The sequence below is a fragment of the Collinsella sp. OM06-18AC genome, from assembly GCF_003438785.1.
In the GTDB taxonomy this organism is placed as follows: Bacteria; Actinomycetota; Coriobacteriia; order Coriobacteriales; family Coriobacteriaceae; genus Collinsella.
Map to the genome: position 1 here is coordinate 84,451 of NZ_QSTX01000002.1, position 16,531 is coordinate 100,981.

A 16,531-nucleotide genomic window follows, 5' to 3' on the forward strand; every position below is an offset into this window, starting at 1 on the left:
GATTTTTTAATCCCCGTCCCAGAAAAATCATTTTAGATCACCGTCACTCTGCCTTGGTTACCCACGATAGCCTTGGCCTCGGCCAGCAGCGGAATCGAGCGCGCGTTGACCTTGGCCGGCACCTCGGCACGTAGCACGCGCCCGTCCACCTGCTCGATAAAGATCTCCACGCGGTCGCCGCCCGGGTTGGCGGTAAGCACCGTGGCAAGACGCGCCATATTGCCCTGGCTAAAGCGGCTGTTGGGCACCATGACCTCAAACACCTTGGGCTTGTTGTTCTCCTCGTTAAGCTCGAGCGGCACGATCTCCTGCGCGATGATCTGGTCGCCGCGGTCCGAGCGCTCGAGCTTGCCCTTAATGCGCACAAAGGCATCGGACAGCTGCGCGCCGGTCTCGGGATCGACCTCGCCGTACAGGTACCCCTCGGCCTCCTTGTAGGTCTTGGGGAACACGACGACGGTGGCCTCGCCTTCCATGTCCTCGAGCTGCACGATGCCCATGGGGTCACCGTTTTTGGTCACGCGCTTGGACACGCTCGAGACCATGCCGGCCCACCACAGCGCCTTGCCCTCGGGAATTTCCTGGTTGATGGTGCCGCCCGTAGGATTCTGAACTTCGTAGCCAGTGTCGATCTGCGAGAACGAGAAGTCACGCGCCTTGGCTAGTGCATACTCAAACGGGCGCAGCGGGTGGTCCGAGACATAGATGCCCAGAACCTCCTTCTCCTGGCTCAGCTTAAGGTGGCGGTCCCACTCCTGGCCGTCCGGATCGGGCACGCTCACCTCAAAGCCCGAGCCCTCAACGTCGCCAAACATGTCGAAGAACGAGGTCTGGCCGCTCGCGCGGTCCTTCTGGCGCTTTATCGCGGCGTCGATGATGTTCTCGGGGTTGTTCTTGTCCACAAAGTGCATCATCTGACGACGCGGATACCCCGTGGAGTCGAAGGCGCCTGCCTTGATCAGCGATTCGATTACGCGACGGTTGGCCTGGCTCGAGTCCACGCGCTCGACAAAGTCGTGCAGTGTCTTAAACGGACCGCCCGCCTCGCGCTCGGCGATAATCGCCTGCGCCACGCCGGTGCCCACGCCGCGGATGCCGGCCAGACCAAAGCGCACGCCCTCCTTGGTAGCCGTGAACTCGGTGCCGGACTCGTTGACATCTGGCGACAGCACGGGGATGCCGTCGTGACGGCACGCCGAGACGTAGTGCACGATCTTGTCGGTCTTGCCCGTATAGGACGTCAGAACGGCCGCCATGTACTCGTGCGGATAGTGCGCCTTGAGCCACGCCGTCTGCATAACCAGGATGGCGTAGCCGGCGGAGTGCGACTTGTTGAAGGCGTAGGATGCGAACTCGAGAACATCGTCCCAAATCTTCTGGGCGACCTCGCGCGTGTAGTTGTTCTTGATAGCGCCGTTCATCCAGTGGTCGTAGGTGGTCTCGTCCGAGCCATCCTCCCAGTGGAGCACCGTCGACGTGAGCAGCTTGATCTTTTTCTTAGCCACGGGCTTACGGATACGCGAGTCCGATTCGCCCTTGGAGAAGCCGCACATCTCGACGGAGATGAGCATAACCTGTTCCTGGTAGACCATGGTGCCGTAGGTTTCGCCCAGGATGTCGTCCAGGCGGTCGTCGTAGGAGACGGCCGGCTCCTTGCCGTTCATACGGTTGATGTAGGACGAAACCATGCCGGCGCCCAGCGGGCCCGGGCGGTACAGGGCGATCAATGCCACGACGTGCTTGTACTCGGTGGGCTTCATGTTCTTGATCGTGGCCGTCATGCCGGCGGACTCGACCTGGAAGACGCCGGCGGTATGGCCGGAGCCCATGAGCTTAAAGATCTCGGGGTCGTCAAAGGGGATCTCTTCCTCTTTGATGTCGATGCCGAAGTTCTTTTTGATGTTTGCCTTGGCCTTGGAGATAACCGTCAGCGTGCGCAGGCCCAAGAAGTCCATCTTGAGCAGGCCCATGTCGGCAACGGTATGACCTTCGTACTGGGTAATCTCGACGCCGCCCTTGGTGTCGAGCTTGGTGGGCACGTGCTCGTTGACGGGGTCGCGGCAGATCAGAACGGCGCACGCGTGCACACCCTCGCCACGGGTAAGGCCCTCAATCGAGAGCGCCGTGTCGATGATGCGGCGGGCGTCGTCGTCCTTTTTATAGGCCTCGGCAAAATCGGGGTTAAACAGATCCTCTTTGCCGGGTTGCTTTTCGAGCACCTGCTTGAGCTTGACCTTGGGGTCGCTCGAGACCATCTTGGACAGACGCTGGCCCATGTAGACCGGGTAGTCCAGGACGCGCGCAGCGTCGTTGATGGCCTGCTTGGCCTTAATGGTCGAGTAGGTGATGACGTGGGTGACCTTCTCGGGGCCGTAGAGCTGGCGAACGTGCTCCACGACCTCGAGGCGCCGCTCATCGTCGAAGTCCATATCGATATCGGGCATCTCGGTACGCTGCGGGGACAGGAACCTCTCGAACATCAGACCGTTCTCGAGCGGGTCGAACGCGGTGATGTTCATGGCGTAGGCGACGATAGCGCCGGCGGCCGAGCCACGGCCGGGGCCGACGCCGATGCCGTTGTCCTTGGCCCATTGCACGTACTCGGCAACAATCAAGAAGTAGGCGGCAAAGCCCTTGTCGCAGATGACTTTGTATTCGTACTCAAAGCGCTCTTTGATGTTGACGCCACCAATCTCGCGCGTGGCCCAGTCGTCGCCGTAGTGCTGGCGCAGGCCCTTCTCGCACTCGCGGCGGAACTGGCTCTCGTGCGTCTCGCCGGGATCGAGCAGCGGGAAGCGCGGCAGGATGATGGAGTCCCAGTCCAGCTCAACGTAGCACTTGTCGGCGATCTCGAGCGTGTTGTCGCAGGCCTCGGGGCAATACGGGAACATCGCCCGCATCTCCTCCTCGGTCTTCATGTAAAACTCCGAGCCAGTCATGCGCATGCGGTTAGGGTCGTCGACCTTGGCGTTCATGCCAATGCACATGATGACGTCCTGCACGGGCGCGTCCTCGCGGCGCAGGTAGTGGAAGTCGTTGGTGGCGATGACCTTGACGCCCACCTGCTTGGCGATGTCGATGAGCGTGCGGTCCATCTGCTCATCGGTCAGGCCGTTGTCGGTGGTGATGCCGTGTTCCTGGATCTCGATGTAAAAGTCGCCGGGTTCGAAGGTATCGCGGAAGGTCTCGGCCCACTTGATGGCGCCCTCCATGTCACCGCGGTCGATGTATTTGGGGATGATGCCCGCGATGCAGGCGCTCGTGCAGATCATGCCCTTGGCGTGGCGGCGCAGGTTGTCGAGCGTCACGCGCGGCTTATAGTAAAAGCCCTGCACGGCGGCCTCGGAGACCGTCTGCATCAGGTTGACGTATCCCTCCTGGTCCTTGGCCAGAAGAATCATGTGGTAGAGCTCGGGCTTATGGTCGCGGGCAAGCGTCTCGTCCGGCGTAAAGTAGACCTCGCAGCCAAAGATGGGCTTGATGACCAGAGGCGGCTTGAGCTCGTCGATGTTGCCCTTCTCGTCCCACATGGCCATGTCCTTCACATACTGGGCATGCTCGCGCGGGCTGGACTCGGGATCGGGCTCCACCAGCTCGTCGCGGCGGTCCTTTTCCAAGAAGGCCTTGTCGTGGCTCCAGGTTTTGTACTCGGGCGTGTTGTGGTTGACGGCGTCGCAGGCCAGCGCCAGGTCGGGTACGCCATACATGTAGCCGTGGTCGGTAATGGCCACGGCGGGCATGCCCAGCTCAACGGCACGATTGACCATATCCTGGATACGGGTTGCGCCGTCGAGCATGGAGAAAACAGTGTGATTGTGCAGATGGACGAATGCCATGTGATGAGCTCCGATGCGGGTTCGTGTTCTGACTGAACGATTTTACCCCACGGCACGGACAGCGCCCGAACCTAGCCAAACCCACACGGGCAGTCTTTTTGGGACGTGTCTTTTTTAGCTGCTTTGACCTGATTGCTTCATTCGTCGCAAAGGGGCCGGACCGCGACCCCATGTCGCGGTCCGGCCCCTGAGGAAAGCTCAGCTCAGGTCCTCGCCGTTTGAGGCAATTACCTTGCGATACCACTCGAACGATCTTTTCTTGCTGCGCCGACGTGTGCCGTGTCCTTCGTCATCGAGGTCGACATAAATGAAACCGTAGCGCTTGCGCATCTGGCCCGTTGCGACCGAAACCAGATCGATCGGTCCCCAGCACGTGTAGCCCAGGAGGTCCACCCCGTCGATTTCGACGGCGTCCTTCATAGCCTGGATGTGCTCGCGCAGGTAATCGATACGGTATCCATCATCCACAAAGCCGTTCTGATCCGGCTCATCCGGGGCTCCGAGACCGTTCTCCACGATAAAGAGCGGCTTTTCGTACCGGTCGTATATGTCGTTCATGGTGATGCGCAGCCCTGCGGGATCGATGAATCTGCCCCATGGCTCCATCTTGAGGTAAGGGTTGGGGGCACTCTTGAGTAGATTGGAGTCGAACTGCCCCTCGGTGTTTGCCTGCGCCACGCGCGTCGAGTAGTAAGAGAAGCCCACGAAGTCCACCGGATTCTGCGCAAGGACCTCCTCATCGCCCTCCGCCCAAGGAATCGCGAACCCTTGACGCTCATACTCCGTGAGCATGTAGCACGGATAGTGGCCGCGCACCTGCACGTCGGTGAACATGTAGTGCTTGCGATTCTCGTCCTGAGCCGTTTTAACGTCGGCAGGGTTGCAGGTAGCAGGATAGAAAATACCCGCATTGAGCATGCAGCCGATTTGCGCACCAGGGATGATCTCATGGCAGGCGCGCACCGCGCAAGCACTCGCCACGAGCACGTGATGCACCGCGTTATGAACGGAGACGTAGCGGTCCTCCCCCTCATCAAACACGATGCCTGCCGCCATGAAGCACGCAGAGGTCATGATGTTGATCTCGTTGAACGTGAGCCAAGAGCGCACTTGATTGCGGTAACGTGCGAACACAGTGCGAGCGAAGCGCTCAAACATGCCCACGAGAGCGCGGTTGCGCCAACCGCCGTATGCCGTAACAAGATGCATGGGCACGTCATAGTGGTTGAGCGTCACCACCGGCTCGATGCCCTGTTCGAGGCAGGCGCGAAACACATCCTCATAGAACGCGAGGCCCTGCTCGTTGGGTTCGGAGTCATCCCCGTTGGGGAATATACGGCTCCATGCGATGGAGAGGCGCAGAGCCTTGAAGCCCATCTCGCCGAAGAGCGCGATGTCCTCGCGGTAATGATGATAGAAATCGATGGCCTGTTGGGCCGGGTAGTAATGGTCGGACAGCGGCTCGAGCGGAACGTCGTCACCCCTGATGACGGCGAGACGGTCCCGCCCGTACGGCAGAAGATCCGCGTTGGCGAGCCCCCGCCCGCCCTCGTCCCAGGCACCCTCACACTGGTTGGCGGAAAGCGCGCCGCCCCAGAGGAAATCAGAACGCAATGGCATGGGAGTCCTCCTTATCTTGCTTTTAGTGCGAACGGGCACCACCATGCAGCGGTGCCCGTCCGGGTTCATGGGGCCCCAGTTCCGAGAAGAGACTCGTTGCGCTAAGGCACCCTTCTAGATGCAGCGCTTAAGCCTCAAGGGCCTCCTCGGCTTCCTTCTCGCCCGATTCGCGATTGTCGAAGCCAAAGACCATGCAGAGGGCGAATGTCACCGCAAAGCCAATCGCGCAGCTGATGGCGCCCGGAATGATGTCCTGGCTGAACTTGATGACGTTCATCCACGGGAAGCCGACTCCCGAGAAGACGAAGATGCGCGCGTTGAGCAGACCGCATGCAAGGCCGCCGGCCGCGCCGCCGATCATCGACCAAGCGAGCGCCTTCTTATCGCGCAAGAGGATGCCGTAAATGATGGGCTCGGATACGCGGCCGAGCGCATAGGTAGCGAAGGTAGTCCAACCGAGCTGACGGTTAGCCTTGCCCTTTGCACGGATGCCGTAGGCGAGCGCGACCGCAAGCGTCACGTAAACAACCACCGTCGTACCCGGAGTGCACACGGCGTCATAGCCCACCTCAAGCCAGCCGGGCATCATAGCGGTGAGAATCGGCACATGCATGCCGGTAGCGATCACGAGGTTCCACGTCGCACCGACCACCAGACCGCACAGCGGACCGGCGTTCGCGCCGAGCCAGATGATGATATCGGCGATGATGCCCATAATGAAGGAGACGGCGGGGCCGAAGACGCAGAGTGCAAGCGGCAGCATGATGAGCATGGTCCCCACTGGAATCACGAGGATGCGCAGCATGTCAGGGCAATGCTTCTTGATAAGCCCCTCTACGTAGGACTGAATCCACACGATGAGGATGATGGGAAGCACCGACTGTGTGTAATTCACCAGCGTCATGGGGATGCCGTAGACGTCGAACGGAGCGCCCTCCTCGACGATAGCGAGCATGCTCGGATGAATCATAATAGCAGCCGTCATGAGCGCGAGCACAGGACTCGTCTGGAACTTCTTGGCCGCCGCATAGGCACCGAAGATCGGCAGGAAGTAATATGCCGCGTCTCCCACCAAGGTGAAGAGCCGGTACATGCTGCCCTCCGCGGCTAGAAGGCCCGCGCCTTCCGGACCAAGCAAAATGGTGAACATGCGGAAGATACCCGCGATGCAGAACACGGGCAGAATGGGAGCGATAGAGCCGCTCACCGCATCGAGAATCAGATTGCCGATGCGCTTCGGAGCGAACCGCTCCTTCCAGGGAAGCCTCTCTGCTGCGTCCAGATCTTCATCAATCGCCGTCTGGACTTCAAAGCCGCCTTCCCTGCATACCGCGTCGTAGACCTTGTCGACGGTCGGCCCGATTACGAGCTGCACCTGGCCGCCAGCGTGCACCACGCTAATCACTTCGGGAATCGCATTGAGCTTGGCGTCATCTGCAAGCCCCTCGTCCTTAAGAACGAGGCGCAGACGCGTCATGCAATGCGTCGCGCTTGAAACATTCGCCTTGCCGCCCACCTCTTCGATGATTCTTTGGGCGAGTTTTTGATAGTTAGTCATCATTCCTCCTTTTACGCCACGAATCGTCGTGGCACGAGATGGTTCTCGTACTTTCGGAGGTCATGCCCTGCCCTAACACAGGTTACAATCCTTCTGGCCTGGGTTGTCAGCGTCCGGCTGTGCCGGATTCCGCCTTCGTACAGATACGGTTGACATGGAGCATGAAGTAAAGCTTCTCCTCGTCGGTGAGCTCCGTATGCCATTCCCGCTTCATATAGGTACAGATGTGGTCGATGCATTGCGCAAGCTCGGGAAACTCCTCGCGCGAATTCGCATAAAGCGGCAAATTGGCGCTGCTGAGGCTATCGTTACCCTTGATACGCTTGAACAGATACTGCACGTGTGTCGCAAACCGTGAGAACTCAAAAGACTCCCGATCGATGATGGTACGGAAATCGTACTCGACGATATCAGTGACATCGTTGAGCAGGCGCTCAAACGATTGGGCGCGATCGCTTGCCACAGTAACCTCTGCCCCAGTCTTTGCATTGACCAAATTCATGGCGATGCTTGCCACCTCTTCGCGCGGCAGCTCGACGCCCAACTCCTGCCGCACGCGCGCGGTAATGTAGCGGCCGATTTTGTATTCCAGCGGATAAAGCTGCTGCACATCATAGGTAAGGGGCATATCAAAACGAATGCCCTTCCTCTGCCGCGCAATCGCAAAGGCGATATGGTCGGCCATGATGAGCACGGCGTTGGGACTGAGTTCGTAAGGCAGCTCGTTCTCTACAATATCCATGATCTTTGCCGTAAACAGCACCACATCGGCAGGAAGATCCTGCATGATACGCTGCCCCTCGGCATCGATGCTATAGAACGTGCGCTCGATATGGTCCATCGCGAGCTCCCGGGGGAAGTCACCACCGAAGCCGACACCCTTGCCGAGCGCCACGACCTCGCGACCGCGACTATCTCGACAAATCACGGCGTTATTGTTGAGCTTTCTGATCGCCAGCATATCGATGCACCTCCTCTCTTGATGATAGGGCACTCATTCGGAGCTGAACAAAAAGGGCATGACCTCGGCAGAAAGCAGCACCCTACTTGCCTACGGTCATGCCCTAAAGTGACACCCGAATATATGTGCAATTGAATAACGAACGGAATCCGGATGGCCATGCTCCCCAAAGGGATAACAACCCATCACATGTATTTATAGGCCCACCCGAGATGAACGTCAAGTGTAAATTTGCGTAATCCGCACCCTTGATTGGCAACTTCATCCGCGTAATCCGCACCCCCGACTGATTCTGAGTTGCGGTGAAATAGTTCCTGATGGAGCCAGCTGGGCCGTAAAACAGGAACTATTTCACCGCAAGTTATGGGGAGACTGGGCGTGCGGACGGCCCTGGTGAGCTAGAGGTTGTAGGTGACCACCTGGGACTCGGCGGGGTTGGAGGGATCGGACTGCTCCACGCGGACGAACTTGACCGTCACCGTCTTAAAGCCCGCCTTGTGCAGAACATCCGAATAGACGCGCGCCTGCAGGGCGTGCTTCTCGAACAGCTGGTCGGGTGTCTCATCCGGCGTGCCACCCGTCTTGTAGTCGATGGCCAGTGCGCGTGACGGATCGGCCGGGTCGGTCGCCAGTGCATCGATGGCGCCCTCGGCATATGCACCGTAGCGGGCAATGTCCTTGTCCTCGCAGCCCAGCGAAAAGAACGGCACCTCGGCGCGAACGCACGGCCAGGCAAGCAGCTCGGCACGGACCGCCGACTTGAGCCAGCGGTCCAGGGCAACGTCGAAGCGCTCGCGCTGCTCCGGCGTCAGGCGCCACAGACGCGCCAGCGCATCGGCACGCGCGGCGGGCAGCTCATCGGCACCCATCTCGATCAGCCACTGGCAGGCGGCATGGAACGCCGAGCCCAGCGCCATGGGGTTGCCGGCGGGCTCGACAGCAGCCACGTCCGCATCCGTCATCTCGGAACCATCCGACTCCGCATCATCGCCGGCCTCGTCCATGGGCACGTGTGCCTCGGCGGCACGGTCCTCGGACTCGGCATGCAGCGCCGCGGCAATTGACGAGTAGCTGTACGAATCGCGCGCCGGATACGGGCAGGTGCCCATGCGCACGCCCACCGCCTGGGGATACACGAGCTCAAACGCATCGGGCTCGGGGTCGGCAGGACCGGGAACGGCGGCGCGGGCATCCGCACCGGCACCCTCCGGCTCCGCATCGCCGCGGACAAGCCTGCCTTCGGCATCAAGCGAAGCATTGGCCTCAAACGACTGCTCGCCAAAAGCAAAGTTAGCCAGCGAGATGAGCTCGTAGTCGCCCGGCTGGGAGTTGTCGAACACCAAACGGTCGGCATCGAGCTGCGGCATGTCCAGGCCGTCCGTCGGCAGGATGCGGCGCAGCACGTCGTAGGTCAGATCCGTCTCGACATCGAAGGTCGGCGCCGTCACCTTGCCGCGGCTCACGCCGACATCCATCGCCAGAATGACCAGCTCGCGCGCTCGCGTCATGGCGACATAGAGCAAGCGAGCCCGCTCCTCGAGCGAAAGCTGCAAGTCGTCGTTGCGCAGGCGAACGAATGCCTCGGCGGGAGAACCCGTCGCGCAGACATCCTCCATGAGCTCCGGCGGCAACCATAGCGACGTGCCCTTACCCTTAAACGCATGCTCAAACTGCTTTTTGACGTCATCGCCCTTTACGAACGTGCCGTCCGCGAGTTTAACGCCGTCGAAGCGTGCCGGCAGCGCCACGACCTGCGCTCCACCCTCGACACGCCCCATCTGAGCCGCACCGGACGATTTGCGCACGCCAAAACACTCGGCAACCGCTACGACCGGATACTCCAGACCCTTGGACGCATGCACCGTCATGATGCGCACCGCGCCGTCGCCCTCCTCGTTGAGCGCGCCCGGGGCCTCCTTGCCCGCCAAGAAGCGGTCGAAGGCGAGCGCGATGGAGCGCGGAGAATTGCCGAGCTCAGCCTCCGCCTCGGCCACGGCGTCGAGCGCCTTGAGCACGTTGGCGGCGATGGCCTTGCCCTCGGGACCACGCTGCGCCAGACGCACAAACCAGCCGGAGGCGTTGACAGTATCGCGCGCGATGGCGGCGAACGAATCGCGCCCCACGCGACGAAGCGCATAGCGCAGCACCTCGCGGGCGCGCGTCAGCAGCGGCAGATTCCGCAGCCCCGGCACATCGCAATCGCTCATGATGCCCACGTCGATGTTGCGGCGCGAGGTCTCCCCCGTCTGGTCGTCCAGCTTGGTCGCCAGCGCCAGGAACTCCTGAGCGCCGAGCGCAAACATCGGCGAGGCCAGCAGCGGCATAAGACCCTGCGCCGTATCGGCCGGGTTAGCAAGCGCGCACACCAGGGCACGCACCGTTTGGACCTCGGCAGCCTGGGCAAAGACCGAGCCGCCCGCGATGACGCAGTCGAGCCCCTGGTCGCGGAAGGCCTGCGCATAGACATCGGCGTTGGTCATGCGGCCCAGCAGCAGGACCATGCTGCCCTGGGGCTGGCCCGCTTTAACGAGTGCTTGGAATCGCTCCGCAATCGCACGAGCTTTCGCCTGCGTTCGCTCCTGCGTACTGCCACCGGCAACGAAGATCGCCTGGCGGCGCGATGCCTTCGCCTTGAGCTTGTCCTCGCGTTCGTCGCTCGGTTCAAGATCCAAGAACCCCTGCATCAAACCACCGGTGTCGCCGTCAAAGACGCGCGCCACATAGCGCAGCACCTCGTCGTGGCTGCGGAAGTTGCGTACAAGCTTGACGAGCTCGCCGGCGGGGGCATCGGATGCGACAGCCGTCTCGGGCGCAGCAGAGGAGCCCACTTTGCGCTCCTGGCGGCGGAAGACCTCGACCTCGGCGCCACGGAAGCGGTAAATCGACTGCTGCGCATCGCCTACGGTGCACAGCGCGCGCTCCCCCGCGCCCGTCAGGTAACGGATCAAATCGACCTGCATCTGGTCGGTATCCTGGAACTCATCGATCATGACCATCTTAAAGCGACCTTCATAGGCCGCTCGGATGGCGGGATAATCGCGCAGCGCCTCGTACGCCATGCGCAGCAGGTCGTTGTTATCAAGCGCGGACTGGTCAGCCTTGAGCGCGCGGTATTCCGCCTCCACAGCACGAGCAAGCCCCACCAGCGCATCGAGCGCGGGACCACCGCAGGCCAGCACGATATTGATAAACGCATCGGCAGCCTCGGCCTTGAGTAGCTCCACCTGCTCCTTAGAAAACGCCTTGCTCGCCCGAGGCATGCTGCACGACATCATGAGTCGCGCCGCATCCTCCATGGTTTTGCCGCTCGCCTCAAACGCGTCGATGGCGTCGAGTGCCACCTGTGCCTTCTCGGTCGCGGCCTTGCTTGCGCCCAGCGCCGCGCGATAGGCATCGGCGAGCGCTGAGGTATCGGCCTGGCCGCGCGCCACGCACACGTCGTCCATACCGCCCGGCAACTGACTCGACAGCTCCAGCAGGTCGCGCACCAGACCCTTGATGGTCGTGCCGGCGCCAAAGGGACCGCCCTCGCCCGCCATGGGATACCAGGCGTAGAGGGCCTTGAGCGATGCCGCGAGCTCGGGGACGGCATCGGGCGCCGTCGCGCGGGCCAGCACATGCTCAACAGCCTGGTCCATAAGCTCGTCGGTATCGGTGAGCACCGTGAACTCGGGATCGATGCCCAGCTCCAACGCATGTGCGCGCAGGATACGCGAGCACATGCCGTGAATGGTCGAGATCCACGCATCGTCGACGGTCAGGGCTTCCTCGTCCATGCCCTCGTCGATGAGCGCGCGGCGCACACGGTCACGGATCTCGGCCGCGGCATCTTTGGTAAAGGTAATGGCGAGCACCTGGTCCAGATGCTCAACGAACGGACCGGATTCGGGCGAGAGCGCGTAGACGATGCGGCGCGTGAGGGTAAAGGTCTTGCCCGAACCGGCGCCCGCCGAGACAAACAGCGGACGGTCGAGCGTTTTGACGACTTGCAGTTGTTGCGGCATCAAAGTCGAAAGATCCATGGTCTACACGTCCCTCCTTACAAACGTTCCTTCGTGGTTATACGAGCAGCGCGCATGCGCGGCCTGAGCCGACGTCGGGTCGACGGCGGCAACGTCGCCTGCCTCGAGTTCGTGCAGGCGCTCGGCGATGCCGGCCTCCACGCGATCGAGCAGGGCGTCGAAGTCCATGCTGCCACCCTCGCCGGGAAAGCCCTTCTTAAGCCCCGGGATGCGGCCGTCACCACGCTCCTCCTCGAGCAGCTCGGCACTCGCGGCGCCGCGCAGCGCCGGTTTGCCGCCCTTGGTCGAAAAATAGAGCGCCGCACGGGCATCCAGATCCAGCGCCCGGCGCATGGCCTGCGCATAGATAAGCGTCTGGGTATGGGGCGGCAGCCACCGCGGGTCGTCGATGGCGGCCTCGCCCGATTCCTCGTCGCGCACCGTGGGGTCGGCGAGTTTAAACTCCTCAACGCCCGTGCGATGCTTGTAGTCGATTACCACGGCGCGATTCTCGGCATCCACATCCACGCGGTCGATGCGCCCGCCGAGCGGCCAACCGGCATACTCGACCTGGAGCTCGTTGAACGCAAACTCCAGGTAGCGCGGAGCAAAGGGGGTGAGCGCCTCGGACTCGTAGGCAAGCACGCCCTCCAGCTGCGGCAAGATCTCAGCCACCTGGCGCTCCTCCACTGGAGAGAGCGGCACCAGCGGGCCCTCGGTACCGCGCTTGCCCGCATGCTCGGCCAGGGTCTCGGCAAAGACCTCGCGCAACAGCCCCTGCGCGCGCGGCAGATTCATGGGCGTCACGCGCTCCATGCCCTCCTGCGGAAGACGTGCATGCAAGTGCTCCAGCACGTCATGGACAAAGTTGCCCTTCTCCATGTTGCCAAAGCCCGCATCGATGGACTGAGGTTTGACGCGATACGAGACGAACCAGCACAGCGGGCAGGTGGAATAGGCCTCGATCTGCGAGGCGGACGTCAGGCGCGGCACGAGCGGCGCGCCCTCGCCCTCGCCATCGCGACGGCGCAGGACCAAATACGGCACGGCCTCGGCACTCAGATGCTGAGGGGCTTCACAGGTCACGCGCTCGCGCCTAAGACCTTCGCCTGCCGCGGGATCGAAGTCCCTTACGATATCGCCCTCACCCACGCACTTCGCCTTGTCGGCGTCAGCGGCCTTAGCGTCACCAGTGGCCTTAGCATCGTCAGCGGCCTTAGCATCGTCAGCGGCCCTAGCATCGTCAGCGGCCTTGTCGGCGTCAGCGGCCTCGGCGTGCGCCCGCAGCTCGGTCCACACGGCAGCCGGATAGCACTCGCGCGCCTGGCGATCGTGCGTCACGCGGGCGAGCGCAACCGGACCACGCGACGCTTGCATCGCACGGCCAAAGCGCACGCGCAGCAGGGCCGCAGGCTCAAGCGTCACGCCCTCGCGACCAAGGCTCGCCGTCAGCGTAGCCAGCGGTCCCTCCTCGTGCGAGAGCGGATAGCTGTCCAGATCGACATCGGCAAACAGCACAGCATCGTAGCTGCCGGGGCGCAGAGCCGCCGCATCGGCAAGCGAAGCAAAACGAACCTGAGCACGTGGCGCACGGTCAACCTCGTAGGTCTCGTAATCGTAGGCGGTACTACGCTTGTCCACCTTGGTGCGAATGCCATCGAGCACGGGCACGATCGCGGCCTGCGACACGTCGAGCGCGCGGGCGCCATTCATAAGGATGCCGATGACGTGGCGCAGCAGGGCCACCTCCGCTTGGCGACGGGCTTGGCCATCCAAGCTGCCCAGCGAGCGATCGGGCAACGCCTCGGCAACGGCAAGCATGGCCTTGAGCGCCGTCACGGGCTTGTCACGCCACAGCGCCTGGAACACGTCCGAGACCACGCACGGCACGTTCTTAAACCAGTTCTCGTCGCTCGCCGCCTTGCGCGCGCCCCTCACCTGGCCTTGGACGCTCTGCAGCAGGCTCTTAACGCCCGCGGTAGTCTTGCTGCGCGAGAGACGCATATTCTTATCGAAGGTACGGGCATTGACGGCATCAGCGCCCGAAAGCGGACTGTAAATCCAGTCGGTAAGCTCCGGCGCGGGCCACCACTCAGTCTTAGAAGCTGCCCCTTCGTCGGCGGCCTTCATACGCTCGATCAGGTTGGCGAGCGCCGTGAACTGCCTGCCCGCAATGGATTGAGAAAACGCCGTGAACTCAACTGTCTCGGCAGCGATATGACGAGCCGCCAGACGAGAGGCGAGCTCACCGAACAGCTGGGGTGCCCGGGCAGAAACAACGAGCACGCGTACGGGGTCGGCGGGCGTTGCAGCAGCCTTATCGTCCTTGGACTCCTTGTGCGTTTTCGCCAACTTATCGATGGCGTCCGCATAAGCATGGGCACGGGCATGGGGGCCGGCGACCTCAATAAAGGCAGGCTGAGCGGCGGTCCCGCAAGCGGCATCAGACGCGACGGCGTCCTCCCTCGGCGGCGCGGCCTCGAACAGCACACCGCGGGCATCAAATGCCGCGGCAAGCTCCTCGCGCATCGCCGCTTGCTCGCGGGCAAGCAGCACGACAACCTCTCCCCCGTTGTTTGCCACGGCGGACAGCAGCTCGAGCAGGCTATACGTAAATGACGTGACGCCGCGCACGCATACGGCGCGGGTGCACGCCGGCAGGTTATCGGCCAGGGCATCGGCCATAATGTCAGCCGCCTCGCAGGGCTCGACCATATCTCGACGGTCCAAACCGCGCGCATAGGCGCACAAAAGTTCAAACACGCGAGCCTCGGCGTCGCTTTTGGGCTTGGGCTTGCAAACGTTGTCGCAGCAACGCTCGGTGCCTGTCCCTGCCACACCCGGCAGCACATCGCGAGCCATACGCGCGAGCATACGCACCGTGCCCTGGCTGCGCGAAAGCGGCTGCAGGTCGGCGTCGTCGAGGCGCGCTACCATGTCCGAAAACAGCATCTGGCGCTGCAGGTTGTCGACGAAACCGCGCCCGTCGCCCAAAAGCTCCCAAAGCGAGCGAAGCCACGATGTAGGCGTCTTGTAGTCAATACCCAGCGAAACGCCGGCTTCCGCCGCATCATGACGGCACAGGTCGAGCTCAGCAAACGTTGGCGCCAGCAGCACGGCACGCCCGTGGCGGGCAATAAGGTCGGCAAGCAGCGCCGCCTCGGCATCGCTCAAATCCGCGCCGGCGTTGGTGGTATAGATTCGAACAGGCATGGTCCTCCACTCAAACCGTTCGCAATATTCAATGTTTCCATCCTACCCGCCCGCGCGGACAGATTTGCCCTACGCCAACAGATTTGACCCCTTGGAGACGGAGGAAAATGGATCACCGAGGAGGTCAGTCTAACCCAGTGATCCGTTTTCCTCCGTCCCCAAAGGATCAAAAAACCGCCCCCGAAGGGACGGTTCTGCGCAATTCGTTTGTTGCCGCTGGCCTACTCGCCATCCTCCAGTTTGATGAGGATCTTGCGATAGCCGCCGTACTCGCCGTTGAGTGCCTTTGAAACGCGGCTCACCGTAGTGGACGAAGCGCCGGTGCGGGCCTGAACCTCAACATAAGGCTCGCCCTCATCCAGATAACGCGCAACCTGCAGACGCTGCGATAGATCGCAGATCTCGCGCGGCGTGCAGATATCGGTCAAAAACGCTTGGATATCCTTCTCGTCATCCAAAAGACTAAATGCGTGGACCAGCTGCTTGACATCAGGCTTGTCAAACATGTTCTCGATATTCATCGATCACCGCCAAACCCGCCATAAGGCATCGAAGTTGATACTGACATCGGGCATCGTTCGCCCGTTCTATGCAATAGGGCAACGCCTGTGGCTTTTGCCCGTAGCAGTGTAGCACACCACCAAACTAAAGCGACAAGACTCTCTGCCAGCGGCGCGTTTTTCAGGACGAACGCCGTTTTGAAACCGAATGCGCACGTAAGCTCCACGAATATCTGAGACAATGGGCGGCCGAACAAGGCGGCACACCCGAGCGGCCGTCCAAGCCGCCGCAGCAAACCGCTTCACGCGACACCGACGCACCCTGCGCAAGAAAGGATTCACACCATGCGCTTTATGCTTAACTGGCTCTTTACCTCGATCGCCATCGCGATTGCCACGTTCCTCGTCCCCGGCATCCAGCCCTTCGGTTTTGCCGAGGCCTGGGTCTGTTTCGCCTTCGTGGGACTGTTCCTGAACATCGTCGATTCGCTCGTCAAGCCGTTTCTGACGGTTATCTCGCTGCCGCTCACGATCATTACGCTGGGTATTTTTCAGCTCGTAGTCAACAGCTTTATGCTCGAGCTGGCCAGCTATCTGTCGGTCAATCTGCTGGGCGCGGGTATCTCCATCGCCAGCTTTGGATCGGCCTTTATGGGCAGCATCCTGGTGTCCATCATGCGCAGCATCCTCGACAGCATCGCCGAGGGCTAAAACGGCCATTCCGGCCGCGCCCGTCTCAACAGCCCAAAACGAAGGCCGCCCATCACAAAAATGGGCGGCCTTCTTATTTGCCAAGTCTCAAAGGGCGAGAGAATCTGCCATTTCCACCCCGTCCCCAAATG

Annotated in this window: 8 protein-coding genes; 1 reads left to right on the forward strand and 7 read right to left on the reverse strand. The window is 61.7% G+C overall.

What is annotated here, in order from left to right:
- Nucleotides 1-32: 32 nt before the first annotated feature.
- The 7 genes from dnaE to DXB86_RS01850 form a co-directional block, all read right to left on the reverse strand.
- A complete protein-coding gene (dnaE, locus tag DXB86_RS01820) occupies nt 33-3,836 on the reverse strand; it encodes a DNA polymerase III subunit alpha (RefSeq protein WP_117735950.1) in 3,804 nt (1,267 codons plus the stop codon).
- A 198-nt stretch (nt 3,837-4,034) separates the two neighbouring features.
- A complete protein-coding gene (locus DXB86_RS01825; RefSeq protein ID WP_117564497.1) occupies nt 4,035-5,456 on the reverse strand; it encodes a 6-phospho-beta-glucosidase in 1,422 nt (473 codons plus the stop codon).
- A 127-nt stretch (nt 5,457-5,583) separates the two neighbouring features.
- Nucleotides 5,584-7,014, reverse strand: coding sequence for a PTS transporter subunit EIIC (locus DXB86_RS01830; protein ID WP_117564498.1), 1,431 nt, complete (start codon nt 7,012-7,014; stop codon nt 5,584-5,586).
- A 106-nt stretch (nt 7,015-7,120) separates the two neighbouring features.
- On the reverse strand, nt 7,121-7,975 hold the full coding sequence (locus DXB86_RS01835; RefSeq protein ID WP_117564499.1) for a PRD domain-containing protein: 855 nt from the start codon (nt 7,973-7,975) through the stop codon (nt 7,121-7,123).
- 398 nt (nt 7,976-8,373) lie between these two features.
- The gene (locus tag DXB86_RS01840) at nt 8,374-11,997 is read right to left on the reverse strand and encodes a UvrD-helicase domain-containing protein (protein ID WP_117735951.1); all 3,624 of its coding nucleotides are present in this window, start codon (nt 11,995-11,997) and stop codon (nt 8,374-8,376) included.
- Nucleotides 11,998-12,000: 3 nt separating this feature from the next.
- Entirely contained in the window at nt 12,001-15,189 is a 3,189-nt protein-coding gene (locus DXB86_RS01845) for a PD-(D/E)XK nuclease family protein (RefSeq protein ID WP_117735952.1), read from the reverse strand.
- A gap of 221 nt (nt 15,190-15,410) precedes the next feature.
- Nucleotides 15,411-15,710, reverse strand: a complete 300-nt coding sequence (locus DXB86_RS01850; RefSeq protein ID WP_022094855.1) for a YerC/YecD family TrpR-related protein — start codon at nt 15,708-15,710, stop codon at nt 15,411-15,413.
- Nucleotides 15,711-16,034: 324 nt separating this feature from the next.
- On the opposite strand from DXB86_RS01850, the gene DXB86_RS01855 reads away from it, so the two are divergent.
- On the forward strand, nt 16,035-16,400 hold the full coding sequence (locus tag DXB86_RS01855) for a phage holin family protein (protein ID WP_055250947.1): 366 nt from the start codon (nt 16,035-16,037) through the stop codon (nt 16,398-16,400).
- Nucleotides 16,401-16,531 lie beyond the last annotated feature (131 nt).